The sequence below is a fragment of the Sorangium sp. So ce726 genome, from assembly GCF_051521405.1.
In the GTDB taxonomy this organism is placed as follows: Bacteria; Myxococcota_A; Polyangia; order Polyangiales; family Polyangiaceae; genus Sorangium.
This window is the reverse complement of the sequence record NZ_CP150349.1, coordinates 9,353,266-9,379,855: the sequence shown is the minus strand read 5'-3', so window position 1 is coordinate 9,379,855 and position 26,590 is coordinate 9,353,266. Positions and strand designations below refer to the sequence as shown.

Genomic DNA, 26,590 nt, shown 5'->3' with positions numbered 1-26,590 from the left:
CCCGTCTCCCCGCCTCCCTGTGAATCTTTCCGAACGATTCGACTGGATGCTTCAGGTCCCCACCGGGACATTCGCTACCGCTCGCTCAGAATCCGTGGGTGGCGCCGACCATGAAGCGCAGCTCCTGGAGGCCCGCCCCTTGCTCGAAGGTCTCGGTCGCCGAGCCGATCAGGAGATCGATGGAGTGGTCGCGCTCGCCGCTCGTGCGCAGGCCGAGCACGAACGACATGCGGAGCAGGTCGAGATCGAAATCGCGGAGGTGCTCGCCGAACACGTTGCCCGCGGCGACCTGCACCGTGCCGTCGACGAACGCCCAGATCGGATAACGGTACTCGAGCGTCGCCGCGGCGGCGCTCCGCCCGCGGAGGCGCCCTTCGCGGAAGCCCCGCATCGGCGCGTCGCCGCCGAGCTCGGCGAGCTCGGTGAAGGGGACCTCCGCGGCGCCGAGCGGGTCCGCGAAGGCCGCGGAGAGGACGAGGCTCACGATGCGATCGTGCCCGGTGAGGTCGACGAACCCGCCCAGCGAGCCGCCGTAGCGGATCCACCGGCTCTCCAGCGGCCGCTCCAGGTCGGCGGCGTGCTCTCCGGAGAGCTCCAGCCGGACGCCGTGGCCCTGCGCCGGGCGTGGCCGGCGCGAGTCGAGGCCGGCGCGGGCGCCGATCCGGTAGGCGGTGTATCCCGTGTCGTACGACGGCGGCATCGGATAACGGCCGTTCGCGACCCGGAAGCCGACCGTCGGCTTGCAGCAGATGTCATGGAAGTCGACGGTCTTCGCGCCAGTGGTCGCCTCGACGAAGCTGAAAGCGCCGAAATCGGCGTGGAGCGTCGCGGTCCCCTCGACGCTGCGGGCGTTGTAGCGGGCCCAGTCGCGCTCCAGCGAGCTCGGGCCGATCCCAGAAAACAGCCAGTCAGGCCGGGTGTCCGCCTCGCCGCGGAGCTTCAGGTGAGCGCGCCCGCCGAGGGGGATCCGGTCGGCGACCGTGAGCCTCCACCAGTCGACCCCGCCGGTCGCGGCGTGGACGCGGAGCTCATTGCCGGGGACGAACAGGTCATCATAGAAGAAGTAAAAGCCGACGCTCGCGCGAAAGCCGAAGTCAAAGAGCGCCGTCGGGACGATGCCGATGTTGTTGTTCGGCCCGAAGGTGAAGATGTCCTTGAGCTCCTTGATCCACTCGCCCTGCTCCGCCGCGACGGTGAGGACGCCGAGCGGCCGCCGGACCAGGTACTCGCTGGCGAGGTAAGCAGGGAAGAACACGACGCGCGGCACCCAGAGCAGCGCTTCGCCGGCGCTCGTCCCCTCGTCCAGGCGACCATCGTAGTCCGGTACAGGGCGCTTCGCGCCGGGCGCCAGCGGCGCCGCGGCGGGAGGCCGCGGCGGTGTAGCAGGCTCTGCCGGTGTGCGAGGAGCGGCCGGCGTAGCAGGCTCTGCCAATATGCGAGGAGCCGCCGGCGGCGCCCCCGCGACCACGGGCTGCGGCGCGGCGCCACCCGGCTGCGGCGCGGCCTGTGCCTCAGCGCACAGCGACAGCGCGGCGCAGCTCGCGAGCGCGGCCGCGCGCCGCCGCCAGGCCGTGCCGAGCGCGCGCGTCGGTCCCTCCTCGTTGATGCCCAATCCGCCTCGCCTCTCGCCCGGAAACACGTCGCGGCGCGGGAGCATAGCGGAGTTCCCGACCCGAGAGACGCCTGTCTTGTGCGGCGCGCGCCTGTCGAGCGTCCACGCGACGGCGCGGCGGGTGCGGCGGTTCACACGCCCGGCGGCGAGAGGGAGGTTGCCGGCAAGGACCAGGCTCGATAGCCTCGCGCGCTCGGGCATCGGTCCTGTGCCGGTGCCGGTGCCGCCAGAACGGCGGTTTTCCGGGCATGGAGCGGCGGGTGGCGAGCACAGGCGAGAACGAGACACGGGCCCAGGGCGTGCTTCAGAGGCTCCTTGCGATCTTCGCCGAGGTGAAGCCGCGTGAGGTCTTCAGCGTCCTCGTCCTCACGCTGAACGTATTCCTCCTGCTCACGGGCTATTATCTCCTCAAGGTGGTCCGCGAGCCGCTGATCCTCGCGGGCGGCGGGATCGAGATCGGCGGGCGGCGGCTCGACCTCGACGGCCCCGAGGTGAAGGCCTACGCGGCGGCGGGCCAGGCGCTCCTCCTCGTGGGCGTGGTCCGCGCCTATGGCGCCCTGGCCAGGCGCTACGGGCGCATGCAGCTCACCACCGCGCTCACGCTCTTCTTCGCCGCGAACCTCGTCCTCTTCTTCCTCCTCGCGCGCCTCGGCGTCCCCCTCGGGGTGCCCTTCTATCTGTGGGTGGGCTGCTTCAACCTCACCGTGATCGCGCAGTTCTGGTCGTTCGCCAACGATGTTTATACGCCCGAGCAGGGCAAGCGGCTCTTCGCCATCGTCGGCATCGGGAGCTCGCTTGGCGCCATGCTCGGCGCGCAGATCGCGAAGCGCGTCTACGTGCCGATCGGCCCGTACAACATGATGCTCCTCGCGGCGGGCGTGCTGCTCGCCTGCCTGGGGCTCACCTACCTCGTCCACCGCGACGACCTCGCGGGCTCGAAGGGCGCCGCGGACAAGGCCGACGCGCCGCCCGGGGGCGCGGCGGGCGGCTTCAAGATCATCGCGCGCGACCGCTATCTCCTCCTCATCGCCGGCCTGACGCTCGTCCTCAACTGGGTGAACTCGACAGGCGAGTACATCCTCGATCGCACCCTGATCGAGTCCGCCACGAGCGCGCTCGACCGGGGAAGCGAGCAGCGCGGCGCGCCGGACGCGGCCCCCGCCGGCGCGGCCCCGGGCGCGCCGCTCGCGGCCGGCGCGCCGGTCTACCTCGTCGATCCGCAGGGGTCGCGCCTGCTCGAAGGGAAGATCGCCGCCGTCAAGGGCGGCGCGTTCGACGTCGAGGCAGGCGGCACGATCGTCGAGGGCGCCGAGGCGGGGCTCGTCCACCCCCGCACCGAGAAGGGGAAAAAGGCGGCGCTCGGCGCGATCATCGGGACCTTCAAGGGAGATTTCTTTTACTGGGTCAACACGTTTGGCGTCGTCCTGCAGCTCTTCTTCGTCTCCCGCATCTTCAAGTACCTCGGCGTGCGATTCGCCCTGTTCGTCCTCCCGGCCATCGCTTTGCTCGGCTACGCGTCCCTCGCCGTCCTGCCGGCGCTCGCCGTCGTGCGCGTCGCGAAGATCGCGGAGAACAGCACCGATTACTCCATCCAGAACACCGCGCGGCAGGCGCTCTTCCTGCCGGTCGGCCGCGACGCCAAGTACAGCGCCAAGGCGGCCATCGACACCTTCGTCGTCCGCGCGGGCGACGTGCTCGCCGCCGGCGGGGTGATCGCAGGCCAGGTGCTCGCGCTCTCCACACGCCACTTCGCGATGGTCAATATCGCCCTCGCGCTCGTGTGGCTCGTCGTCGTGGCCGGCATCGCCCGGGAGCACAGGCGGCGCGCCGCGGATGAGCCGGCGGCGGCGTCCGATGACCTCAAGGCCGCGTGAGCCTCAGGGCCGCGCGGCGTTCGCCTTCCAGCCCTCGTAGGCTTCCATCAAGGCCAGGTACAGCCAGCGGCCGATGACCTCGGCCCCCGCGCCCGACGGGTGCGCGAGATCAGCGCCGCCGAGCCCACGCTGGACCCAGATCCCCATCGAGCCAGAGCCGCCCATCGCGCCGAAGGTGTCGAAGTAGCCGCAGCCGACCTGTCCGGCCACCCTGCGCTGGATCGCCGCGAGCTTCGGGATCACCGGGCGGCTCCGGTACACCTCGCCCTTCTTGTCAGCGCGATCCATGGGGCCCACGAGCAGGCACGACGACCCGGGCAGCGCCGCGGTCACCTGCTCGAGCACCGCCTTCATCGTCGACTCGACCTGATCGAGCGGGAACAGCTCGCCATCCTCGCTCTCGTTCATGCCGTAGTGGAACACCGTCAAGGAAGGGCTCCGCGCGCGCAGCTGCTCGGCGAAATGGGCGTCGTCGCTCTTGTCGAGGAAGCGGATGCGGCAGCCCTGGATGCCGATGGCGTCGAGCACCACCCCCGGCGTGTCCCGCTCCATCCAGACGCCGAACGCCCGCACCCCCGGGCCGTGCGCCCGCACCTCGATGGCGTGCGGACCGTCCGGGACCTCGTAGGTCGCGATCGCCGAGCTGGCCGCGTCGGCCCGCGTGTCGATCATCTCGCGGCTCTCGCCGTCGATCTTGATCTCCATCCGCCCGCCCTCGGGGTGCTTCAGGTAATCGACGGCGAACCGCGAGACCGCGCGCCCGTAGGTCCCGGACTCCGCGGTGGCGAAGCGCGAGAACACCCCCGCGCCCTGCGAGCGGAACGACACGCCGCCGATTCCGTAGAGCCCGTCCTTGGCGAACGGGCCCACCACGCGGCTCACCTGCCAGCCTGGGCCGGCGAAGCGGACCACGTCGTTGTGGAAATATCCTGGCCAGGCGTTGGCCATCAGCATGAACCCGTGGCCAGCGTCCCCGAACCGCTTCTGCAGCTTGCGCCGCAGCGTCGCCGTCACGAAGTCGCTCGCCACGATGGAGTCGCCGAAGTAGGTGATGCGCGCGATCGACTGCGGCGCTTTGCGCTCGACCGCCGCGAGCGCGCGGAAGAACGGCGTCATCGCCTTGCCGCTCGGGTCCTCGATCGGCCGCGGCGGCTTGCCCTCGGAGGCGACTGCGGCCGGCACGAGCTCGGCGGCCGCGGCCGGCAGCGCGACCTCCTCGGGCTGGCGCAGCTCGGCCTGCTCGGTGGTCTCGGTGACGAGCGTCGTCTCGCCGACCGACGCCACCGGCGCCGGCGCCGGGACCACGACGAGCCCCTCACCCTCGGGCAGCGGCGTGAGCACCCGCAGCCGCGACAGGCTCGGGTGCGCGTAGGGGACGAGCACGAGCAGGGCGAGCGTCGCCATCGCCCGGGCAGCCGGCGAGGCGAGCCCGTTCCGCGCCGGCGAGCTCACGGTCACCGCGCCTCCGCCGCGTCCAGCCGGAGGAACATCACGCCCGCCAGGCGGGGGTGCCTCGCGGACATCCGGCTCGTGGACGGCCGGCTCGTGAGCCCTGGTGCTGCTCCTGGAGGTCATCGACGCACGTGGGAAAGAAGGATGGAAGCGGCGGCTACAGGCCCTTCTTCTCCAGCTTGTCCAGGGCCGCCGTCGCCTTGTCGCGGCAGACCGCGTCGCCCTGGTGGATGCAGATCGCGCGCAGCAGCTTGATCTCGCTGGCCGACGCCTTTCCGTTCCAGACCTTCGGCTCGAGCGCCCGCCGCTGCGCGGGGTACGAGCTCGAGTCGAGGCCAGAGCTCGCCGGCGTGGCGCCCGAGGCCGAGGACGTGGGCGCCGAGGCCGAAGCTGAGGGCGTGGGCACGGGCGCAGGCGAGGGCGCGGATTGCGGCAGCCAGGACGCCGGCGAGCCGACGTGCTGCGGCACCGGCTCCGGCTCGGGCGGCGCCTCGGGGTCGACCTGCCGCCGCATCTCGGCCACCCGCGCGCGGAGCGCCGTCGGGACGCCCGTCGTCTTCGCGATCTCGTTGAGCAGCGCGAGCTTCTCCGCCTTCGTCCCGGCCTGCTCGACCTGCCGGAACATCCCCTCCGCCCAGCGCTCCTCGATCTCCTTGAAGCGCGGCGTCTCCCGGACCGGCGACGTCTCGGCGATCTCCTGCAGCTTCCGGTGCGCGGCGTCGATGTTCCCCGAGCGGAAGTGCTCCTGCGCCGCGTCGAGGATCTGAGCGTCGTCGCCCGCCAGCGCCGGCGCCGTGGGCCTCACGTCCGGCTCGGGCGTCGTGGACCCGTGCGACCGGGCGCGCGTGGCCACGATCACGGCGATGACGACGATCAAGGCGACCGCGAGCAGGAGCCCCATCGCCTTGCTCGCCCCGCCGAACGAGCGGGACGACTGCGCGGAAGGGGCCACGCTCCCGTAGGCGCCCGGCGCCACGCCAGGCCCGCCGTCCGGCCCCGCACGAAAGATCTTGCCAGCAGCGACGAAGCGGAGGCGGACATCGCCGAGCTCGAGCGCGTCGCCCGCCTCGAGCAGGCCCCGCTTGAGCTCGACGCCGTTGATGCGCACGCCGTTCGCGCTCTGCTTGTCGACGACCTCGTAGCGGCCGCTGCCGAGGCTGATGAGCTCGGCGTGCAGGCGGCTCACGGAGCTGTGGTTGATCGAGATGGTCGCGTCCTCGGAGCGCCCGATCGTGAAGCGCTCGCCGTCGAGCGGGAACTCCGCGCCGGGGGTCGGGCCGACGACCATGACGAGCCGGTTCGGGCGGGTGTGGAGCGGCATGTGCGCCGTGCTCCGGCTGCCCGGCGGCGGCGTCGGGCTCGTCACGGCGGACGAGAGCGCCTCATCGACGATCTCGATGCGGTAGTCGCCGAGCTGCACGAGGTCGCCGTGGCGCAGGTGCTGCTCGCCGTGGACGCGCCCGCCGTTGACGTACGTGCCGTTGTAGCTGTCGAGATCCCGGATGGCCCAGCCCTGGCCGTTCTTGGCCAGCGTGGCGTGGGTGCGCGAGACGTTGCGATCGGTCAGCCGGATCGAGTTCGACTCTCCGCGTCCGAGCGTGTACTCCTCATGGGCGAGGGGGAGCCCCGTCTGTTTCCCCTCGTCATCCTCGATCGTCAGCTTCCACATAGCGGGTTCGGGGTACTCAGGCGGGGCCAGGCTCGCCCCGCGAGCCCCTGTGGATCCGTGGCACCCACCGCTCGCCGTACGAGCCTCCTCAGCGAGGCGGGACTACTTTAGCGAGTCCGCCTCCGGGAAGGCAATGACGGCGCGCCGGCCCATGGCGGACGGCCGGGACCGCGCCGTCGCCATGGGCCGAAATCCACGAGCGCGTCTCGGATCTTCGCGCGCGCCGGGCAAGCACCGGGCGGGCCAGCCAGGCCGCCCGCCGGCGCGGCGATCCCCCGAGGCCTGGCCGGACCTCCGGCGGGCGGAGCTAGTGGCCGCCGCCCACGGGCCGGAACGGATGGAGGAACGCCGAGAGCGCCCCCGGGTTCCGGGTCTGCAGCCAGAGCCTCCCGTGCCCGCGGAACTCGCAGACGAGCCCCTCGCCGGACAGGAACAGGCCCTTCAGGCCGGCCAGCTTGCGCACCTGATACCTCAGGCCCTCGGTGAACGCGAGCAGATGGGTGTTGTCGCAGAGATATCCCTCGTGCTGGCGACCGACGTCGATCGCGTGGATACCGCCGTAGCTCGAGAACCAGATCAGCCCCTCGCCATACGCCCGGAGCAGCGACAGGCCGCCGGCGAAGAAGCCCTTGGCCCCCTGCCACGTCGTGTCGAGCGTGATGCCGGGCGTGGAGGCGAGATAGGCGCCCGACTGGAGGAACACCTCCATGCCCGAGCGCAGCACGAGGCGCTCGATCGAGCCCTCGGGGGCCGGCGCGAGCCGCATCGACTGCATGGGCGCCGTCGCCGTGAAGGTGTTCTGGAAGAGGCTCTCTCCGGCCGTCAGCCTGCGCTTGAGCGCGCTGGCGAGCCCGCCCTGCAGATTGGTCTTCATGTCGATGGCCGCGTCGCGCGCGACCATCGCGCCGCTCTCCGCGACGATCTGCTCGCCGGCGTGCTCGAAGGTCACGTGGAGCACGCCGAACTCGGGGTTGTCTCGGATCTCGTCGCGCACGCCGTCCCCCGATCTCTAGGGCTGCCGCGGGGCGAGCCGCGCGCCGATCGCCGCGCCGTACCTGCCGGCGTTGCGCGACTGGACCCACAGGCTGCCGTTCCCCTCGACGTGGCAGACGAGGCCCTCGCCCAAGAGCCACGTGCCGAGCCACGTCGACGTGTTCTTGCCGATCCGGCAGGCGAGCGTCGACTCCCACGCTGCGATGTGCCCCGTGTCGATGACGACGTGGCCTCTCACTTCGAGCTCCTCGAGCGCGCCGAACGCGCCGATGATCATCTGACCCTGCCCCGCCGTCTCCAGCGCGAAGAGCCCCGCCCCCGAGAAGAAGCCGCGCAGGCCGGACGAGCGCGTCCTCACGTCGACATCGGGGCTGGACGCGACATAGGCGCTGCTCTGGACGCACCATTGCCTGTCACCCACCTCCAGCACGGCCATGTCCCCGGAGAGCGGTGTCGCGAACAGCACCTCTCCGCGCCCGCCCTCCGCGGCGAACGCGTTCCTGTAGAAGGACTCTCCGGCCAGCATCCGCTTCAAGCCCGACATGATGCCGCCCGACTGCGTCTCCACGCGCACGTTGGTCGACATGCCCACGAGCGCGCCGCTCTCGGCGAACACGCGCTCGCCCGGGTCGAGCCAGCACTGCGCGAGGGCCTGGGAGGGACGGTAGAGGAGATTCACCTGCATCGGACGTCTCCGCCGCTTCCTCAGGGCGGGAGCAGCGGCGCGAGCCACCCCACGAGCGCGCCGGCGCTGCGCGACTGGATCAGCACGCGGCCGCGGCCCGAGAACTCGCACACCACGCCTTCGCCAGAGACCATGAGGCCCGTGAGCCCGCCGCCAGGGCTCCTGATCTTGAGCGCGAGCGACGCGTCGAACCCGACGAGGTGCCCGCTGTCCACCACGAGCGACCCGTCGCAGGGGAGCTCCTCGATCGCCCCGTAGCTCGTGATCCAGAGATCCCCGACGCCGGAGGCCTCGATGAAGAAGACGCCCTCCCGCGCGAGGATGGCGCGCAGCCCACCCCAGCGCACCTTGACGTCGACGTCGCCCGCGCTCGCGAGGTACGAGCCCGCGCTGAAGAGCACCGTCTCGCCCTGGAGGCGGACGTGCTTGATGCCGCCGCTGAGCGGTGGGGCGAGCCACACCCACCCGCCCTCCGGCGCCTCGATCCAGTTCACGAAGAACGTCTCGCCCCCCGCGAACTTCCGGAGCAGCGCGACGAAGAACGCCTTGAGCCGCCCGAAAAACCCGGCCCCGCGGCCCGCGTTGAGCTGGACCTCCGTCCGCAGGCTCGGCGACCGCGCGACCATCGCGCCCGCCTCGGCGAGCAGCGCCTCGCCCGGATCGAGGCTCACCTCCAGCAGAGAGGACGACGGTTCATGCTTGGTGCGATGCTGCATTCATCCACCCGCGGAGCGCATACATATAACGGAGCGACGCCAGGAGCGGAAGCGGGAAGAAGGTATGTCGAGGTGAGCAGGACGCGGCGAATTTCATGTTTTCTGTCCGACGGTTCGCTCGCGCTGACTTCTACCCTTCAGCGTGCGTAGACTGAGCGGGTGAGCGACAGGCGACTTACGGCCTCCGAGCCGACGCCCCGCAGCGAGCCGAGCCATGGGTCTGGCTTCGTCGCGGCGCCTCAGCGCATCGCCGGGCGCTACGAGATCCTCGGCCTGCTCGGCAGCGGCGGCATGGGCAGCGTGTACCGCGTCCGCGACGTGGAGCTCGACGAGGTGGTCGCCCTCAAGATGCTCCGTCGTGATCTCGCTGACTCCGCCGGCATGCTCGAGCGCTTCCGGCAAGAGGTGAAGCTCGCGCGCCGCGTCACGCACAGGAACGTGGCGCGGACGTTCGACTTCGGTGACCACGACGGCGAGAAGTTCCTCACGATGGAGTGCGTCGAGGGCGAGTCGCTGCACAGCGTCCTGGCGCGGACGGGCCCGATGCCTTCGCAGCAGGCCATCGGCATCGGCTGCTCGCTCTGCGACGGGCTCGGCGCCGCGCACGCGGCGGGCATCGTCCACCGCGACCTCAAGCCCGAGAACGTGCTCATCGACAGGAACGGGCGGGTCGTCATCACCGATTTCGGCATCGCGCGCACCTCGTCCGGGCCGAGCGCCGGCGAGTCGCAGGGCTTCGTGCTCGGCTCTCCCGCGTACATGTCGCCGGAGCAGCTGACCGGCGAGCCCGACATCGACGCCCGCACCGACATCTACGCGCTCGGCATGATCCTCTTCGAGTGCCTCACCCACCGGCGCGCGTGGCCGGGCGCCGGCGCGATCGCGGCCGCGATGTCCAGGCTCAAGTCGCCGCCGCCCGACCCGCGCTCCGTCCGTCCGGACGTGCCGCTCGCCGTCGCGGACGTCGTCCTGAGGTGCATGGCGATGCGCCGCGAGGACCGCTACGCCAGCGCGGCCGAGGCCCACCGCGCGCTCCTGCTCGCGCGCTCGCGCGTGTCGATCGCGCCGCAGCCGGCCCAGTCGCTCGTGTCCGCCATCGCCGCGTCCTCCGCCACGGCCGCGCCGACGGCGCCGCAGCCGATCGAGCAGAACCCGACCCGGGTCGCCGCGTCGTCGGTCGAGGAGATCACGGCGCCGCAGCGGCGGCTCAACTCGCCCACGCTGGCGGCGCCCGCGCCCACGCCCGCGCCGACACCGACGTCGTCGCTGAAGACGGTCGCCGTGCTCCCGTTCCGCAACGTCGGCGCGCCGGACGACGAGTACCTCGCCGACGGCTTCACCGAGGACCTCACCGACACCCTGTCGATGACCGCGGGCCTCAAGGTCCGGCCGCGCGCCGCGGTCTCCCGGGTGCGGCTCGACAGCCGCGATCCCAGGGATGTTGGCCGCGAGCTCGGCGTGCAGGTCGTCGTCGAGGGGTCGATCCGCCGCACCGGCAGCGCCTACGCCCCGGAAGGGCCGCGCTCGCAGCCCCCCGCGCCGTACTCGCGGCCGGGGTCGCGCCTGCCGCCCGGCGGCGTGCGCGTGACCGTGCGCGTCATCGGCGTCGAGGACGGGTTTCAGCTCTGGGCGAAGCGGTTCGACAGCTCGCCCGAGGCGCTGCTCACGGTGAGCGACGACGCGGCGGGCGCGATCGCCGCGGCGCTCACCGTCGACGCCGCGAGCCGCGAGCGCGAGGCGCCGAGCGACCCGCGCGCGATCGACCTGTACCTGCGCGCGCGCCACCAGATGCGGCGCCTCTGGTACGGGGACGCCGCGCCGGCCGTGGCGCTGTTCGAGGAGGCGCTGTCGTTCTCCCCGAACGATCCGAGCATCCTGTCCGGTTACGCGATCGCCTTCGCGCGGTTGATGGGCGCGCGGGGCGAAGGCGCCGCGCAGTTCGCGAAGGCGCAGCAGGCCGCCGAGCGGGCGATCGCGCTGGCCCCTGCGCTCGGCGAGCCGTGGGTGGCCCTCGCCACGGTCCGCTTCAGCGCGGGCGATCCGGTCGGCGCTGTCCCGGCGCTGCGCAAGGCGCTCAAGTGCGCGCCGAGCCTGGCCAAGGCGCACGAGCTGCTCGGCCGCATCCTCCTCGAGGCGGGGCTCGTCGACGAGGCGATGTTCCGGCTCGACACGGCGCTGGCGCTCGATCCGAGCGAGCCGTTCCCGCGCTGGGAGCTGGCGCGCGGCCGCGCGCTGCTCGGCGACTGGCCGGCGGCCGGCGTGCTGCTCGACCTGCCGGCGGAGGACCCGTCGAGCCGCTTTCACAAGGCGGTGATGCGCGCCCGCTTCGGGCTGTGGCGCGGCGCCGCGTTCCCCATCGACGATCTGCCGCTCGCGACGGAGACCATCCCGATCCAGTACGCGCGCATCTACCGCGACGTGCTCGCGACGTCGCGGCTCTCGGACGAGCAGCGGGCGTTCCTGAGCGCGAAGGCGGACAGCTCCGAGCCGGGCAGCCGGCTGCGCCCGCTCTTCTTCCAGATGTACGCCGAGATCCTCGCCTTCCTCGGCGAGGACGACGCGCTCTTCCGCGTGCTCGCCGGCGCGGTGGACGCAGGGCTCTTCGACGCCTTCTGGATGCAGCGCTGCACGGTGCTCGACGGCGCGCGCGCGGACGCGCGCTTCGCCCCGCTCCGCGCGCGCGTCGAGGAGCGGGCCGCGGCGATCATCGCCGCGTTCAGGGCCTGAGCGCCGCGGCGCGCAGCACAGCGCGCGCAGCATGCGAGCTCCTCGCGCGCGGCGCTCTGCTCGTGCGCGGCGCTCTGCTCGTGCGCGGCGCTCTGCTCGCGCGCGCGGTGCTCAGCCCCTGCGCGCGTTCTTGGCCTCCTTGGAGACGGCGGGCATCAGCAGGTCGCCCTCCACGTGGCCGGAGACATCCAGGATGGTGCGCCCGTCCGCGTCGCGCCCGGGGCGCTCCCGCGTGTAGCGCTCGGCGGGCGCGGCGAGCACCACGCCGAGCTCGCGCGCGGCGCCGGTGAGCTCGACCGAGAGCGCCTCCTCGACGAGGCGGGCCCGCTCGCCGCTCGACGAGCCGGCGGGGATGGCGACGGCCACCGAGCCCACGACGACCCCGCCCTTCGCGAGCAGCCCGTGCGGCGAGCCGGTCGTCTGCGCGAGCTTCAGCGCGACGCGCGCCGCCTCGCAGCGGTCGCGCGCGGCGGCGAGCGACGCCGCGCCGCGGCGGAGGATCTCGCGCGCGTCCTCCGCTGGAACGCCGCGGTACTCCTCGGCGAGCTCCGCGTTCTCCTCCCTGATCCGCGTCACCTCGGCCTCGGCGGCCGCGACGTCGGCCTCATACTGGGAAAGATCGATCGAGCTCATGGCGTGTCGTCACCCTCGGTTCGTGAACAGGAGGCTCCCTGCGAGCAGCGCCCCGGCCGCAGCGGCGCCGTAGAGGCAATAGCGCGCGAGCGCCGCCTGGCCAGCCAGGTACAGCTGGAGCCCCGCGAAGCCCGCGGCGATCGCGAGCGCCGCGTAGATGAGCTGGCGCACCCCCGTATAGACGAGCGACGCCGCCTGGGCGAGGCCGCGGATCTTCACCTCGGCCTCGCCGCGGTTGGCGCGCGTGAGGTACTTGCGCAGGTCGTCCGGGATCGTCAGCGCCTTGATCCCCATGTCCTTCGCCGCCTCGAGGGCGATCTGGGCCCAGTCGCGGCTGCCGAGGACGAAGTCCTGCAGGTAGGGGCGCACGACGTCCATCGGGTTCAGGTCGGGATCGAGCTGCGTGCAGACGCCGGTCAAGAGGAGGAGGGTGCGCTCGAGCAGCACGAAGTCGCGCGGCACGTGGAACGCGCCGGAGAGCTCCTTCAGCCCGATGTTCATGCGCCGGAGGTCGATCAGGCTCTCGATGCCCTTCTGCGGGTCGAGCTTGATGTCCTTCAGGTTGAACGACTCGAGCTTCACCTCGTCCTGGAAGCGCTGGTGGAAGAACTCGACGACCTTCTCGCTGACGTCGACGGCGTCCCGCCGCGAGAAGAAGCGCATCTTGCGCAGCGCCTTGATGATGCCCTCCGTGTCGCGGCGGATCACGGCCTCGAGGAACTCGGGGATGCCCTCGCGCATCTCCTGGGAGAGCTCGGCGACCGCGCCGAAGTCGAGCAGGATGAGCTCCCCGCCCGGCCCGACCAGCATGTTCCCCGGGTGCGGATCTGCGTGGTAGATGCCGTCGATGAAGATCTGCTGGCAGAAGACCTGCACGATCTGCCGGGCGAGCGCCTTGCGATCGACGCCGTGCGCGTCGAGCGCCGCGACGTCGCCCACCTTGATGCCCTCGACGAACGTCGTCGTCATCACCCGGCGCGTGCAGTAGGCCTCGATGGGCCGAGGGAACCGGACCTGCGGCTGCTTCGCGAAGTTGTCGGCGATGCGCACGATGTTCCTGGCCTCGCGCACGAAGTCGAGCTCCTCCAGGATCATCGAGCGGATCTGGTGGTAGTACGCGTCGAGCCCCTGCACGGGGACGAACTGCGCGACGATCGCCATGATGCGGCGAATGGTGAGCAGGTCGAGGCGGACGATCTCGTCGATGTCGCGGTGCTGCACCTTCACGGCCACGCGCGTGCCGTCCATGAGCCACGCCTCGTGCACCTGGCCGAGCGACGCGCTCGCGAGCGGCTCCTTGTGGAAGCGAGCGAAGACCTCGCCGATGGGGCGCCCGAGCTCCTCGGCGATGCGCGCCTCGATCTCCTCGTAGGGGCGCGGCGGCACCTGGTCCTGCAGCCCCTCGAGCCCCGCGCGCAGCGTCGCGGGGAGGAAGTTCGCCATGATGCTGAGCATCTGGCCGACCTTGATGAAGAGGCCCTGGAGCTCGACGATCGTGCGCTCGATGCGGCGGGCGTTCCTCGCGTGGACCTCGTCCACGCGGTTGTTCGCCCACGTCTCGCCGAAGAGGCGGCGCAGGAAGAAGAACCAGAGGTAGCTCGCGAGGACGGTGAACGTCGTCAGGTACGCGCGGATGAAGCGGCCGCTCTGCGCGGCGTTCTGGCGAAGCGAGCTGGGCTTCGCGGCGGGGGTCTGCGCGCGCCGCGGCGCCCTGGCGGACCCGGGCGGCGGGGCGCCTCCCGCGCCGACGGGAGGCCTCGGCGCATCGTGCGCGCCCTCGTGCTCGCGCTGGACCGCGCCGGGGCGGGGCTCGCCGGGCGCGCGCGGCGGCTCTGCGGGCGAGCGAACCAGCCCGGAGGACGGGCCCAGCTCTTCGGGGACGGCGCCGTGTGACACCGCGGCAGCCTAGCATCGCTCCGCGCCGGCCCGCGAAAACGCGGGAGCGATGCGGCGCGCCATCCGCCCTCGCGTCATCGCGCCTGCGCCATGGCCTCCACGATCGCGTCATAGACAGCGGGCCGCGCGCGACGGATCGCGTCGGAGGCGCGCGTCGGGTGGACGCGGTTCGTGAGCAGCACGCCGACGAGCTCCGCTTCCGGATCGATCCAGAGGCTCGTCCCCGTGAAGCCGAGGTGGCCGAAGGTCTGCGGCCCGAAGCGCGCGCCGGAGCTCGGCTTCTCGCCGCTCCTGCCGTCGAACCCGGCGCGCAGCGACCCGCCTGGGCGTGGCGCGATCAGCCGCTCTACCTCGTCGCGCGAGAGCCACTCCGGGCGCTCGCCCGCGAGCGCCTCGAGCAGCGCGACCCCGAGCCGCGCCACGGACATGGCGTCGCCGAAGAGGCCCGCGTGCCCGGCCATCCCGTCGCGCGCGATCGTCCAGGCGTTGTCGTCGTGCACCGCGCCGCGGATCACGCCCCCGCGAAACGCGACGTCCTCGGTCGGCACGACGCGCTCGTTGAAGCGCGGATCGCGCCGCCGGAGCGCTCGGACCGGCGCGACCGCGAGCCCGAGCGGGCCCGTCACTTCCCGCGCGACGACCTCGTCGAGCTCGGCCTCGCCGCGCCGCGCGACCGCGGCGCCGAGCAGCAGGTACCCGAGGTCGCTGTACACTGGCGGGAACCCGCCGGCGGGCGGATCGCCCTCGCACTGCGCGCGGCGCCCGTTCGCGCAGTCGAGCAGCGCGCCGAGGGGATCGATCGGCGCGTCGTCGCCGGGCGAATGGAGCGGGCGGTGCGCCTCGAGCCCGGCGCGGTGGGCGGCGAGGAGCTCGAGCGGCACGCGCGCCGATCGCGTGCCGGCGAGCTCCGGCAGCACCTGCCCGAGCGGCTCGTCGAAGCTCACCTTGCCGGCGCGGGCGAGCCGGGCGAACGCGAGCGCGGTGAACGGCTTCGTCACCGACGCCAGATCGAAGATCACGTCGCCCGTCGCCGCGGCCGGCGTCGCGTCGCGGGCGCCGGCCGGCGGGCTGTCTTCCAGCCACAAGCGCCCTGCGGCGCCCGCTCCGTACCGGACGTTGTCTCGCGTGCGCACGGCTGCGGCGACGCACGCGCACGGCGCGGCGCGGTGCGTTTCGATCGCGAGCGCTGCGATCGGCGTGAGATCGACGGGGGTCATGGCCGAGGATGAGGAGGGCAGGGCGCCCGTGTCAAACGAGCTCTGGCGGCCGGCCGGATGAGCTCCGGCGGATGAGCCGGACGACGCATGGACAATCGCGACGCGCTCCCCGAAAGATCGAGCCGCACGGGCGGTCCTGCTTCAGGATCTCCCCGTGGCTTCTCCCGCGGGCACCGAAATACGCGCCGCCGTTGCGCCGCTCGCCGCGCTCGCGGCGAGGTACGACGATCGCCGGCCCGATCGCTGGGAGCCCGTCCCCGAGCGGCTCGACGCCGCCATCGCGTGCGACGTCGAGCTCGCCGAGGCCGGGCGCGTCGCGCGGGCGCCGCTCGTGGCCGAGCTCGCGCGCCGCTTCGAGTTCCTCGCCCACTACCTGGACGCGATCCTGCTCGTGCCGCGCGAGCGCTTCGTCCTGCCGGAGGATCTCGCCGCGTCAGCGGACGACACGCCGCTGCCGCTCGACCGCGCGGGGCACGCGACCGTGAGCGCGCCGCACGCGTACCTGCTCACGTACAGCCTGCTCGATCTCGGGCCGGGCGATCGCCTGCTCGAGCTCGGCACGGGCACCGGCTACGGGGCGGCGCTCGCGCGGCGCATCGTCGGCCCGACCGGGCACGTCGCCTCGATCGAGATCGACCCCGTGCTGCACGCGCGCGCGGTTCGGCTGCTCGGCGCGCGGCCGGATCGCCAGGAGGGCGACGAGGCGCTCGCGGCCAGCGCCGCCGGCCCGTCCGACGAGGGCGCGGGCGTCACGCTGCTGTGCGGCGACGGGCGCTCGCTCGCCGAACGTGTGCTCGCGGGCGAGCGTACGTCGCCGTCAGAGCGGCCCTGGAAGGTCGCGGTGACCTATGCGCTGACCGAGTCTCCCGCGGCGCTCGAGGCGCAGCTGAGCGACGGGGGCGTCCTGGTAGCGCCGGTCGGCGCGTGGGAGGGCCACCAGGAGCTCGTGCGCGTCGAGCGCCGGCAGGGCGCGCTCCTCCGCGAGGTGCACGGCGCGGTCCGCTACGTGGCGGAGCGCGGGCACAGCTAGCTCTCGCAGCCGCCACGAGCCGACGCCTTCGCCGCCCGGTGTTGACCCATCCGGACCGGACGTCCCGTCCTCTGGACAACGGGAGCCATCGCACGATCCCCGTGCCGGCGCCCCGTTTCGTCCGATGAACCTGTGCCATGTGGGGCCTCTGGATCGGGTGGGAGCTGTCGGGCTGGGGACGACGTGAGCGCCGGCGGGGGTCTCCGCGCGGCGGGGGCGGGTGGGCGCGGCGAGCACCGACCGAGGTGCCATCCGGTGTCAGGGGGCGCGGCGTCTCAGGCGCGCCTTGTGTGGCGCGCGACGAAACGTTCCAGGTGGCATGGCCCGAAGGGAGACATGCCGGGCGGTGTTCTCAGCGCAAGCGCTTCGGTCCCCGTCTTGGCGGATGGCCGAGCGCCCGCCCCCGCCGCGCGGAGACCCCCGCCGGCGCGTGCTCTCGGCGCGGCGCCCTCTCCCTCCCGCCCTCCCTTCCTTCCCATTTCCGTCGCACCGCCCCCCACCGCCCCACCTGCCGGATCAGAGAACGCCCCACCGTCTTTGACCCTGGACCGCCTGGAACTTTATCCTGGCCTCCCCGAGGCGGGGCCGCCCCGGCGCGTCGGCTCTGCCCGTCGTGGACCAGGGAGAAGACCGGGAGCACTATGGCGGAGTTCGTTTGGGAGGCGCGCGGCCGCACCGGAGAGATCCGGAAGGGCACCATGGAGGCCGAGAACGAGGCGGCGGTGCAGAACCGCCTCCGCGCTCAGCAGCTCAACCCCACCCGGGTCAAGAAGAAGGGGGCGCAGCTCAGCTTCAACCTGACCTTCGGCTCGGGCGTCGAGCCGAAGGACCTCGTCAAGTTCATCCGCCAGTTCGCGACGATGATCGACGCGGGCCTCCCCCTGGTCCAGTGCCTCGAGATCCTGTCGAACCAGGAGCCGAACAAGATCTTCCAGGCCGCGCTGAAGGACATCAAGAACACGGTCGAGCAGGGCGCCACGTTCAGCGACGCGCTCCGGCGCCACCCGAAGATCTTCGACGACCTGTTCGTCAACCTCGTCCAGGCCGGTGAGGTGGGCGGCATCCTCGACAGCATCCTGAACCGGCTCGCGATTTACATCGAGAAGCGCGTGAAGCTCGCGCGCCAGGTGCGCGGCGCGCTCGCGTACCCGATCGCCGTCATCGTGATCATGATCGTCGTCATGGTCGTGCTGATGTCGTTCGTCATCCCGTCCTTCGAGACGATGTTCGCGGAGTTCGGCGCGAAGGACGCGCTCCCGCAGCTCACGAAGATCGTCATCGCGGTCTCGAAGACGTTCGTCACCTACCTCCCGCTCATCGCGGTCCTGGCCGGGGCCGCGGCCTTCGGCGCGACCTACTTCTATCGCTCGCCGTCCGGCAAGCGGATGGTGCACCGCCTCATCCTCAGGCTCCCCATCCTCGGCCCGGTCATGCAGAAGATCGCCGTCGCGCGGTTCTCGCGCACGCTCGGCACGCTGCTCGGCTCCGGCGTACCGATCCTCGACGCGCTCGACATCGTCGCGAAGACGGCCGGCAACGTCGTCGTGGAGGAGGGCCTCATGTACTCCCGCCAGAAGATCTCTGAAGGGAAGAACATGGCCGAGCCGCTCGGCGAGATGCAGGTCTTCCCTGGCATGGTCGTGCAGATGGTCGCGGTCGGCGAGCAGACCGGCGCCCTCGACACGATGCTCAACAAGATCGCCGACTTCTATGAAGAGGAGGTCGACGTCGCCGTCGCCGCGCTGACGTCGCTGATCGAGCCGCTCCTCATGGTCGTCGTCGGCGGCATGGTGGGCATCGTGCTCATCTCGATGTACCTGCCGATCTTCGATCTCGCCGGCAAGATCAAGGCGGAGTGATGTCGCCCGCGGCCTCCCCGGCGAGCCCGGGCGGCGAGGCCGGGGCGCCGCGAGATCACGCCGAGGCCGCGCCGTCGCGCGACGCCCGTGTCTCGACGCCAGCGATGCTGCTCCCGTCCGGCGCTCCCGGCAGCGCCGAGGCGCCGCTCGCGAGCCGGCTCACCTGGCTCATCGCGCTGCGCCTCGCGGTGCTCACCGTCTTCCTCGTCGTGACCGCGGCGGTGTACCTCGGCGGCTTCACCCCCGGGAGCTTCTCCAGCATCGTCGCGCTGGTCACGGTCGCCGCTGCGTACGGCGTCTCCGGCATCTACGCCGTGTTCCTGCGCATGAACCGCGCCCTCCGGGCGATCGCGCGGGCGCAGCTCGTGACCGATCAGATCACCTGGACCGCGCTCGTGTACATCACCGGCGGGGCCTCGAGCGGCGCGACGTCGCTCTACGGCCTCACCTGCCTCACGGGGGCGATCCTCCTCGGGTTGCCCGGCGCCATCGTCGCCGCGGCGTCGGGGGCGGCGGCGTACCTCGTCCTGTGCGCGGCGCTCGGGCTGCACCTGCTCGGGGTGCCGCCGGATCAGCCCGCCGGGGCGTACGCGACGCAGTGGGGCGAGCTGCGGTACCCCATGTTCGTCAACCTGCTCGCGATCGTGGTGGTCACGCTGCTCGCGAGCTACCTGGCGGAGCGGCTGCGCGCGACGGGCGGCCGGCTCGTGCAGGCCACCGCGCGGGCGGAGCAGGCCGAGCGGCTCGCGGCGCTGGGCCGCCTCGCCGCGGGGCTGGCCCACGAGATCAGGAACCCGCTCGGCTCGATCGCGGGATCCATCGAGCTCCTCCGCACGGGCGGGACGCTCTCCGACGAGGACCGCAAGCTCTGCGAGATCATCGAGCGCGAGACAGCGCGCCTGAACGACCTCGTGGGCGACATGCTCGATCTGTCGCGCCCGCGGGTGCCCGCGCTCGAGGGCGTGGACCTCTCGGCGACGGCCCGCGACGTCGTCGTGCTCGCGGGGCGCTCGGGCCGCGGCAGCGACGTCGAGGTGCGCTTCGATGGGCCGTCGTCCGCGCCGGTGACCGCCGACGCAGCCCAGATGCGTCAGGTCGTCTGGAACCTCGTGCGGAACGCGATCCAGGCGAGCTCCGCGGGCGCCGTCGTGACCGTGCGCCTCTGGCGCGACCCGAGCGCCTGGCTCCTGGAGATCCGCGACCAGGGGCGAGGCATCCCCGCGGGCGCGCGCGATCGCCTCTTCGACGCGTTCTTCACGACCCGCACGCACGGCATGGGCATCGGCCTGGCCGTGGTGAAGCGGATCCTCGACGATCACGGCTTCGCGATCGAGGTGGACAGCCGCGAGGGCGAGGGGACCGCGTTCCGGGTGAGGGTCCTGGACCGGCCACCCGGATCAGGCGGCGCAGAGCGCCTCTCCGTCTCCCCGGAGCTCGCCCCACGATCGCGCCCGGCGGGCTGACGCGGAGAGCCCGCGCCGCCGCGCTCGCTGCATCGTCACACGGGACGCGTGGCGCTTCGTTCACGCCCCGCTGCGTCACGCACGCGCTTTTCCCGGACGCCCAGCCGACAGATTGCGGCCGAGCCCGCCTCCGCGCGTGAATAGGCCGCCGAGGCCGTCGTCTGCCCCTGGGGAGCGGGCCAGTGCAGGCGGATTGCTGTCTCTTTTCGCGGTGTTCATGGAGAGCAGGGATGGGACGTCGCCGGGCCACCGGGGCCTGGGTCCGACCTGGCAGGCCGTTTGCCATGCCGTTTGCGGAAGAACAGGGTGAGCAGTAGAAGCGTCCCCGAGGCGCGCTCGCGGCCCGCAGGCACAGAAGGAGAAGCATACGTGACACGCAGGATGAACCATCTCTTTGCGGCGACGTTCTCGCTGCTCGCGCTCACGCTCGGCCCGGTGGGCCTCGCCAGCGCCGGGCCGGCGACCGACGTCGTCAAGGCCAAGCAGACGGCCCTGTTCGACCTCCTGAAGAAGGGGGGCGTCGAGAACCAGAAGAAGGTGGGCGCGGTCTTCGACGAGATGCTCGATTACTCGGCGCTGGCGGAGAGCTCGCTGGGCAGCGAGTGGGCCGCGCGGACCGACGCCGAGAAGAAGCAGTTCAGCGAGCTCCTCAAGCAGCTCGTGCGCAAGGCCTACGAGCGCAACCTGAAGAAGACGCTCGACTTCAACGTCGAGTACCTCAGCGAGACCGAGAGCGGCGGCGTCATGACGGTCAAGACGAAGGCCGTCTCCAAGAAGGACGCGCGCGAGGAGCCGGTCGAGATCGCCTTCAAGCTGTCCCAGAAGGGGGGCGCCTGGCTCGTGCAGGACATCGTCACCGAGGGCGTCAGCCTGGTCGGGGGCTACCGCGCGCAGTTCACGAAGATCATCAAGAAGGATGGGTTCCCGGTGCTCATCCAGAAAATGAAGGACAAGCTCGCCAAGGGCGAGCTCTGACCCGCCCCGCCGCGCCTCTCCGGCGCGATCGCCGCGAACTCGCCTGAAATGCCGCCGGGTTGATACCCTTGGCGGGTATGGCTGCTGGACAGAGGCGCGGCCGGTCGGCGCGCGCGCTGGGCCTTGCGCCGTCGATCCGCGCGCTCGCGCCCGGCGGCGGCGCGGCCCCGCGCCCGCCCGACGACCGTCCTGTCCTCCGGCTCGCCGTCAGCAAGGGCGCGCTCGCCATCGAGCTCGGGGAGCCGTTCGCGCTCGGTCCGCTCCGCGTCACCGAGCTCGTGGTGCGGCTCGCCGGGATCCGGTTCCCCGTCGACCTCTCCGGCGGCGTGGCGCGCTTCCGGCACCGGCGTGGCCAGCTCGTCCGGCTCTCCGTCGAGGCGCAGGGGACCGAGCTCGCCGGCTGGGCCGCGCCGCGGCTCCGCGGCCTCCTCGGCGACGGCGCGCCGCAGCTCATCATCGCGCCCATCGAGGACGGCGCGCTGGTCGCGCTGCGATCCGGCGAGACGGCGCTCGCGTTCGACGTCGCCGTGGCCCCGGGGGAGCGCGCGCTCAGGCTCCTGCCGGAGCGCGCCCGCGGCATCGGCCTCGCCGCACCGCCGCACGCGCTCGCGCTCCAGGCGCTGTCGATGATGGCGGGCGCGCACGGGCGCCTCGTCGAGGGCGCGATCGTTCTGGACGCCGCGGTCGAGAGGATCGTCCGCCTGCTCCTGCCCGCGGCGGGGGCGAGGGCGCCCGCGGTGGAGGGGGTGCAGTGGGCCGTGGTCACCGCGGAGGCGGGCCGCTTCTGCGCCGAGGGTGCGCTCGGCGGGGCGCCTCCCGCGCTGGGCGACCGCGCGCTCAGGGCGCTCGAGGCGGCCGAGCTCGCTGGCGCCGCCGACGAGCTCGCGTTCGCGGGCGGGCTCGACGAGGCGCGGCGCGGCTACCTCGCCGCGCTGGAGCGCGCGCCGCGGCACCCCGAGATCTCTTCGCGCCTCGCCTGGCTCGACCTCGTGATCGGCGAGCGCGCCGAGGGGGCGCTCTCGACCGTCGTCGACGCCATGCCCGCCGTGGACGCCGGCCTCCTCGGCGGCGCGCTCCTCGAGGCGGTCGGCGATCACGACGGCGCGTTCTCTGCGCTCGCCCGCGCCGCGCACGCGGAGCCCTACGGCCCGCTCGCCGCGCTCGCGTGGCTGCGCGCGGCGAGGCTCGCCGACGCGGTCGACGTGCGTCTCGACGCGCTGAACCTGGGCGTTGCGCGCGCGCCCGGGCTCGAGGCGCTGCGGTGGGCGCGGCTCGACGCGCGGCTCGACGTCGCCGACGTGCGCGGCGCGCTCGCGGACGCCGAGCACCTCGAGGCGTCCGCGCGCGGCGCCGAGGCGCGCCACGCCGTGTCTCGCAGGGCCGCGGAGGCGTTCCTCGCGCGGGGCGACGTCGCCGACGCGCGGGTGCTCTTCGAGCGGGCGCTCCGTTACGCGCCGGAGAGCCCCGACGTGGTCGCGGGCCTCGGGCGCTCGCTGCGCGCGGCCGGGGAGGGGAGGCGCGCGCTCGACCTCCTCGCCCGGGCGCGCGCCCTCGCCGCGCGCAGCGGCGCGCCCGCGTGCGCGCTCGACCTGGAGCTCGGCCGCGGCCTCGCGGAGATCGCGGGGGATCTCCCGGCGGCGATCGCGCGCGTGCGGGGCATCCCGCCCGGCGTGCCGGAGGCGCTGGAGGCGCGGCTGCTCGAGGGCCGCTGGTGCGCTGGGCTCGGCGATCTCGGGGGAGCGTCGGTCGCGCTCGGGCGGCTGCGCGACGCGGTGGAGCTCACCCTCCAGGGCCGCGCGGACGACGCGGGCCCCGCTCGCGCGAGGGGAACACCGTTCGGCGACGGCGCCGCCGTCGTCGCGGCCCTGCTCGCCGAGGCCGCCGAGATCGAGGAGCGATCCCGGGGAGATCTCCTCGCGGCGCAGCGGCAGCTAGGCCTCGCGCTGCGCCTCCGGCCGCGCGATCCAGGCATCACCGCCGCGTTCCGCCGCGTCTCGGGCGAGATCGCGCCGCCGATCGCGCCTCCCCCGGCGGCGCCGCCTGGCCCGGTCCAGCGGCCCCGCGCGGCCGAGCAGCGGATCGAGGTCCACGTCGCCGCCCCGCGCCGGCGCACGCTCCCGCCCGAGCCGGTGGTGATCGCCCCGGCGCCGATCAAGCCTCCCCCTGGCCCCCGCGCGCCGGCCGCCCCGCCCAAGGCCGCGCCGATCGATCCCGGGATCATCGACGAGATGCCCACGCTCGACGGTACGGACACGTCGACCGACCTCACGGCGCCCATCCCCAGCAGCGTCACGCTGGCGGAGGGGCAGGTGCCGCTGGCCCGCGCGTTCGGCGTCGACGACGAGCTCCTGGCCGATCGGCTGGCCGATCGGCTCCGCGCCGATCCCGCTGACCAGGGGGTGGCGATGGCGCTCGCGGATGCGCTCGATCGGCTCGGTCGTGATCTCGATCTCCTCGCCCTGCTCTCGGCGCGGATGGAGGAGGGGGACGACGCCGTCCGCCAGGAGGTCGCGCCGCGGCGGCGCATCGTGCTCGCGCGGCTCGCCGCGAGGGCGCGGGCCGAGGGGCGCGACTCGGAGGCGGAGCTCTACGAGATGCTGCTCCAGAGCGAGCTCGCCTGAGCGCTCGCTTGCGGCCCGCGCCCTCGCGGCGGAGGCGCGCGCTTGGCCCGCGCGCTTGGCCCGTGATAGCCCGAGCTCTTGCGCAGCGCGCGCAGCGCTTGGAGGTGCAGCATGGCCGAGCAGCCGTCGAACCGCGCCCAGCAGGAGGGCTCGCCGTGCGAGCCGGGCGCCTCGCCCGCGAAGGCGGGCCGTCCGATCATCGTGCAGAAGTATGGCGGCTCATCGGTCGCCGACGTTGACAGGATCGGCAAGGTCGCCGAGCGCGTCGTCGCCGCGAAGCGCGCCGGCAACGACGTCGTCGTCGTGGTCAGCGCGATGGGCAAGACCACCGACGGCCTGCTCGCGCTCGCCCGGCAGGCGGCGAGCGCGGCCTCGGATCCTCCCCGGCGCGAGCTCGACATGCTGCTCTCCACCGGCGAGCGCGTCTCGATGGCGCTCCTCTCGATCGCCATCCAGGCCCGGGGCTTCGAGGCGATCTCGTTCACGGGCTCCCAGTCCGGCATCCTCACGAACGATCGCCATTTCGACGCGCGCATCATCGAGGTCCGCCCCTTCCGCATCGAGGACGAGGTCGCCCGCGGCCGCATCGTGATCGTCGCCGGCTACCAGGGGATGAGCTACCGCCGCGAGATCACGACGCTCGGCCGCGGGGGCTCCGACACCACGGCCGTGGCGCTCGCGGCGGCGCTGGGCGCCGAGCGCTGCGAGATCTACAGCGACGTCGACGGCGTGTACTCGGCCGACCCGCGGGTCGTCCCGGACGCCCGTCACCTGCCCGAGCTCGACTGTGCGGTCCTCCAGGAGATGGCCGAGTGCGGCGCGAAGGTCGTCTGCGCGCAGGCGGTCGAGTGGGCGCGGCGCTCCGGCGTGGCCCTGTACGCGCGGTCGACCTTCGATACCGGCCCCGGCGCGCGGGAGACGGTGGTGCGCCGGTTCGCGCCGGGCTCGGCGCCTCCGACGATCGCGGCGCGCGCGATCGTCGCCGAGGGCAACGTCGTCCTCGCGCGGGCTCACGGCGGGCTCCGGCTCGACGAGGTCCTCCGCGCTGCGGGCGAGCTGGGGCTGGGCTTCCGGGATCTCTCCTTCGGTCACGGCGGCGGCGCGTTCGTGATCCCGCTGCTCAACGTGCCCGAGTGGCAGGGGGCCAGGCGAAAGCTCGCCGCGCTGCTTCCGTCGCTCGAGCTCGTCGAGGGGCTCGCGGCGGTCAGCGTCGTCGGCGACGGGCTCTCCGCGACGGCGGAGCCGCTCGCGCGCTTCGTGGAGGTCCTCGATCGCGCCGGCATCGCGCCTCGGTTCACGGTCGCGGGCCCCCTGCGCCTCGGCGCCCTCGTCGACGCCGCGGACGTCGCGGCCGCGCAGCGCCTGCTGCACGCGTCGTTCGTCGGCGGCTGAGCGCGCCGCCAGCGCTCAAGGAGCGACGTGCGAGCGCGGCGAGCCGGCGCTCACGCGTCGCTCGCGAGGCGGAGGACGATCGTCAGTGCTTTCGCTGTCGCGTGAGCGCGACGAGCCCCGCCCAGCACGCGACCCACACGATCTCGCGCGACGCGTCCCAGGCGAGCGCTGCCGGTCCGATCGACGCGGTCTCCTCCTCGGGGGCGCCGGGGGGCGTCGCCCCGAGCTCGGCGACCAGCGTCGGGGCGGCGTTCGACGGCACGTGGACCAGCTGCGCTCGGCGCTCGCCCTCGCGCGCGACGAGCGCGAGCAGCGGCGAGGTCTTGTGGTCGCCTGCGAAGGCGAGGGCGACGACCACGGCGAGCCCCTCCAGCACGCGGAAGGTCTCGCCGCCGTCGCGCGACACGCAGAGGAGCCCGGCGCCGGAGATCGCGATCGAGCGCCCGCCGGCCGCCGCTGCGAGCCGGCAGTCGTCGGCCTCGGCCGCGCGCCGCGCCGCCCCGGACAGCGGCACGACCGGCGAGCCTTCGTCGTCGCCGCGGAGCCGCTCGAGCTGCGGTCCTTCGGCCGCGCTCGTGAGCGCCACGATCACCCCCTCGCTCGCGCTCATCCGGAGCACGCCGTCCCGCAGCGCGGGCCCGGGCGACAGGGAGAGCGCGCCCTTCGACGGCGACGACGCGCCGTCGCGGCGGGGCGAGCCTGTGGCCACGGCGGATCCGGTCTCCGGCGTCGGGACGACCGCGCCGGCCGCGGGCGACCACAGCGTCTTGCCGGCCAGCACCCACAAGCGCCCCGGCGTCGTCGCGAGCGTCACCGGCGCGCCGCCCGAGCCCCACGCGCCGAGCGGGCTCGCGCTCTTCCCCCGGTCGTCGCTCAGCAGCAGGTTGCCGCGGCGCGTGGCGATCAAGATCGCGCTGTCCGACAGCGCGATCGAGGACGCCGACGTGTCGATGCCGGCGCGGCGCGCGGACAGCGCCCCCGCGTCGACGACGAGCACGGTCCCGCGCTCGCCACCCGCGCGCTCCGCGCGGCGCGAGCGACCTCCCGATCGCGCGGCGGGCTCGCTCGTCAGCCCGGGATCTGCGCCGGCGCTGCCTGCGACGACGTAGCCGCCGGCCACCGCGAGCGTGCTGCACGGGACAGCGGCGCCTGCGTCCTCGACGACGACCCAGGGCAGCACATCCCAGACGGGGGCCTGGTCGTCCGGAAGATCGGGCAGCTCTGCGAGCAGATCTTCGCCCTCGTAGGCGCCGTCCTGATCTGCGTCGAGCGCCGGCAGCTCCCCCTCGTCCACGTCGTCCGCCGGGTCCTCTCCCGTCCCTTCCGCGCCGCCGTCGTCGCCGTGCGCCCCGCCGTGATCGTCGAGATCGTCCTGCTCGGCGTCGTTCTGCTCGACGGCCTCGTCGGACAGCCACGAGCCCGCTTCGGCGTCCGCGATCCCCTCGTGGAGCGCCCCGACGTCGACGCCTTCTTCCGCGGGCTCGTCCTCCCCGGTCCCGCTGTCGTCCACGGCGAGCTCGACGCCGATCTCGAGGTCGGTCGCGTTCGCGTCGTCGAGCCCCTGCTCCGCCTCGTCGAGCGTCTGCAGGAGGTCGTCGAAGCCCTCGTCGCCCCCTTCTTCTTCGTCGTGCCCGAGCGGCGGCAGGTCGAGCAGCTTGCCGTCGTTCTCGTCGTGCTCGTCGTGCTCGCGCTCGTCGTCGTCGACCGCGGTCTTCGGCTGCGGCGCCGGGCACGTCTCGCGGCGCTCCTCCATTCGCTCGCTGCAGGCTCGTGAGG

Annotated in this window: 18 protein-coding genes; 8 read left to right on the top strand and 10 right to left on the bottom strand. The window is 73.2% G+C overall.

The features are described from left to right. Positions 1-85: 85 nt before the first annotated feature. The gene (locus tag WME79_RS34815) at positions 86-1,612 is read right to left on the bottom strand and encodes a BamA/TamA family outer membrane protein (protein ID WP_437523734.1); all 1,527 of its coding nucleotides are present in this window, start codon (positions 1,610-1,612) and stop codon (positions 86-88) included. Positions 1,613-1,872: 260 nt separating this feature from the next. On the opposite strand from WME79_RS34815, the gene WME79_RS34810 reads away from it, so the two are divergent. Next, positions 1,873-3,486: an NTP/NDP exchange transporter gene (locus tag WME79_RS34810; RefSeq protein ID WP_437523731.1), complete on the top strand. Its 1,614-nt coding sequence runs from the start codon at positions 1,873-1,875 to the stop codon at positions 3,484-3,486. Positions 3,487-3,489: 3 nt separating this feature from the next. On the opposite strand, the gene WME79_RS34805 is transcribed toward WME79_RS34810, so the two are convergent. The 5 genes from WME79_RS34805 to WME79_RS34785 all read right to left on the bottom strand — a co-directional run bounded on the left by WME79_RS34805 (position 3,490) and on the right by WME79_RS34785 (position 9,001). Beyond that, on the bottom strand, positions 3,490-4,938 hold the full coding sequence (locus WME79_RS34805) for a GDSL-type esterase/lipase family protein (RefSeq protein WP_437523729.1): 1,449 nt from the start codon (positions 4,936-4,938) through the stop codon (positions 3,490-3,492). Positions 4,939-5,095: 157 nt separating this feature from the next. Beyond that, complete coding sequence (locus tag WME79_RS34800) at positions 5,096-6,607, bottom strand: FHA domain-containing protein (RefSeq protein ID WP_437523727.1); 1,512 nt, start codon at positions 6,605-6,607, stop codon at positions 5,096-5,098. Positions 6,608-6,914: 307 nt separating this feature from the next. Beyond that, positions 6,915-7,601, bottom strand: a complete 687-nt coding sequence (locus tag WME79_RS34795) for a TIGR00266 family protein (protein WP_437523724.1) — start codon at positions 7,599-7,601, stop codon at positions 6,915-6,917. Positions 7,602-7,616: 15 nt separating this feature from the next. Beyond that, complete coding sequence (locus WME79_RS34790; protein WP_437523721.1) at positions 7,617-8,285, bottom strand: TIGR00266 family protein; 669 nt, start codon at positions 8,283-8,285, stop codon at positions 7,617-7,619. A gap of 20 nt (positions 8,286-8,305) precedes the next feature. Beyond that, positions 8,306-9,001 carry a TIGR00266 family protein gene (locus tag WME79_RS34785; RefSeq protein ID WP_437523719.1) on the bottom strand — a complete coding sequence of 232 codons (696 nt, stop codon included), beginning with the start codon at positions 8,999-9,001 and terminating at the stop codon, positions 8,306-8,308. A gap of 159 nt (positions 9,002-9,160) precedes the next feature. Here WME79_RS34785 and WME79_RS34780 point away from each other — a divergent pair, with 159 nt between their 5' ends. Next, complete coding sequence (locus tag WME79_RS34780) at positions 9,161-11,728, top strand: protein kinase domain-containing protein (RefSeq protein WP_437523713.1); 2,568 nt, start codon at positions 9,161-9,163, stop codon at positions 11,726-11,728. 111 nt (positions 11,729-11,839) lie between these two features. Here the strand turns inward: WME79_RS34780 and WME79_RS34775 are convergent, their stop codons facing one another. The 3 genes from WME79_RS34775 to WME79_RS34765 all read right to left on the bottom strand — a co-directional run bounded on the left by WME79_RS34775 (position 11,840) and on the right by WME79_RS34765 (position 15,474). Beyond that, the gene (locus WME79_RS34775; protein ID WP_437523710.1) at positions 11,840-12,361 is read right to left on the bottom strand and encodes a hypothetical protein; all 522 of its coding nucleotides are present in this window, start codon (positions 12,359-12,361) and stop codon (positions 11,840-11,842) included. Between the two features lie 9 nt (positions 12,362-12,370). Continuing rightward, positions 12,371-14,257 (bottom strand): AarF/UbiB family protein, encoded by a 1,887-nt coding sequence (locus WME79_RS34770; RefSeq protein WP_437523707.1) that lies wholly within the window; start codon positions 14,255-14,257, stop codon positions 12,371-12,373. A gap of 74 nt (positions 14,258-14,331) precedes the next feature. Continuing rightward, positions 14,332-15,474 (bottom strand): serine hydrolase domain-containing protein, encoded by a 1,143-nt coding sequence (locus tag WME79_RS34765; protein ID WP_437523704.1) that lies wholly within the window; start codon positions 15,472-15,474, stop codon positions 14,332-14,334. A gap of 154 nt (positions 15,475-15,628) precedes the next feature. Between WME79_RS34765 and WME79_RS34760 the strand changes: the two genes are divergently transcribed. The 6 genes from WME79_RS34760 to WME79_RS34735 all read left to right on the top strand — a co-directional run bounded on the left by WME79_RS34760 (position 15,629) and on the right by WME79_RS34735 (position 24,814). After that, entirely contained in the window at positions 15,629-16,504 is an 876-nt protein-coding gene (locus tag WME79_RS34760) for a protein-L-isoaspartate O-methyltransferase family protein (protein ID WP_437523701.1), read from the top strand. Positions 16,505-17,145: 641 nt separating this feature from the next. Next, positions 17,146-18,363: a type II secretion system F family protein gene (locus tag WME79_RS34755; RefSeq protein ID WP_437523698.1), complete on the top strand. Its 1,218-nt coding sequence runs from the start codon at positions 17,146-17,148 to the stop codon at positions 18,361-18,363. Then, complete coding sequence (locus WME79_RS34750; protein WP_437523695.1) at positions 18,363-19,826, top strand: sensor histidine kinase; 1,464 nt, start codon at positions 18,363-18,365, stop codon at positions 19,824-19,826. Before WME79_RS34755 ends, WME79_RS34750 begins: the two co-directional genes overlap by 1 nt. 381 nt (positions 19,827-20,207) lie before the next feature. Next, the gene (locus tag WME79_RS34745; RefSeq protein WP_437523692.1) at positions 20,208-20,801 is read left to right on the top strand and encodes an MlaC/ttg2D family ABC transporter substrate-binding protein; all 594 of its coding nucleotides are present in this window, start codon (positions 20,208-20,210) and stop codon (positions 20,799-20,801) included. A 77-nt stretch (positions 20,802-20,878) separates the two neighbouring features. Then, a complete protein-coding gene (locus WME79_RS34740) occupies positions 20,879-23,422 on the top strand; it encodes a tetratricopeptide repeat protein (protein WP_437523690.1) in 2,544 nt (847 codons plus the stop codon). Positions 23,423-23,533: 111 nt separating this feature from the next. After that, positions 23,534-24,814, top strand: a complete 1,281-nt coding sequence (locus tag WME79_RS34735; RefSeq protein WP_437523688.1) for an aspartate kinase — start codon at positions 23,534-23,536, stop codon at positions 24,812-24,814. An 82-nt stretch (positions 24,815-24,896) separates the two neighbouring features. On the opposite strand, the gene WME79_RS34730 is transcribed toward WME79_RS34735, so the two are convergent. After that, the gene (locus WME79_RS34730) at positions 24,897-26,567 is read right to left on the bottom strand and encodes a hypothetical protein (protein ID WP_437523685.1); all 1,671 of its coding nucleotides are present in this window, start codon (positions 26,565-26,567) and stop codon (positions 24,897-24,899) included. Positions 26,568-26,590 lie beyond the last annotated feature (23 nt).

Excerpts from the sequence above, each read along its gene's own strand:
- WME79_RS34800 (WP_437523727.1), bottom strand. The coding sequence starts at position 6,607 with ATGTGGAAGCTGACGATCGAGGATGACGAGGGGAAACAGACGGGGCTC.
- WME79_RS34790 (WP_437523721.1), bottom strand. The coding sequence starts at position 8,285 with ATGCAGGTGAATCTCCTCTACCGTCCCTCCCAGGCCCTCGCGCAGTGC.
- WME79_RS34785 (WP_437523719.1), bottom strand. The coding sequence starts at position 9,001 with ATGCAGCATCGCACCAAGCATGAACCGTCGTCCTCTCTGCTGGAGGTG.
- WME79_RS34775 (WP_437523710.1), bottom strand. The coding sequence starts at position 12,361 with ATGAGCTCGATCGATCTTTCCCAGTATGAGGCCGACGTCGCGGCCGCC.
- WME79_RS34765 (WP_437523704.1), bottom strand. The coding sequence starts at position 15,474 with ATGACCCCCGTCGATCTCACGCCGATCGCAGCGCTCGCGATCGAAACG.
- WME79_RS34755 (WP_437523698.1), top strand. The coding sequence starts at position 17,146 with ATGGCGGAGTTCGTTTGGGAGGCGCGCGGCCGCACCGGAGAGATCCGG.
- WME79_RS34750 (WP_437523695.1), top strand. The coding sequence starts at position 18,363 with ATGTCGCCCGCGGCCTCCCCGGCGAGCCCGGGCGGCGAGGCCGGGGCG.
- WME79_RS34745 (WP_437523692.1), top strand. The coding sequence starts at position 20,208 with ATGAACCATCTCTTTGCGGCGACGTTCTCGCTGCTCGCGCTCACGCTC.
- WME79_RS34740 (WP_437523690.1), top strand. The coding sequence starts at position 20,879 with ATGGCTGCTGGACAGAGGCGCGGCCGGTCGGCGCGCGCGCTGGGCCTT.
- WME79_RS34735 (WP_437523688.1), top strand. The coding sequence starts at position 23,534 with ATGGCCGAGCAGCCGTCGAACCGCGCCCAGCAGGAGGGCTCGCCGTGC.
- WME79_RS34730 (WP_437523685.1), bottom strand. The coding sequence starts at position 26,567 with ATGGAGGAGCGCCGCGAGACGTGCCCGGCGCCGCAGCCGAAGACCGCG.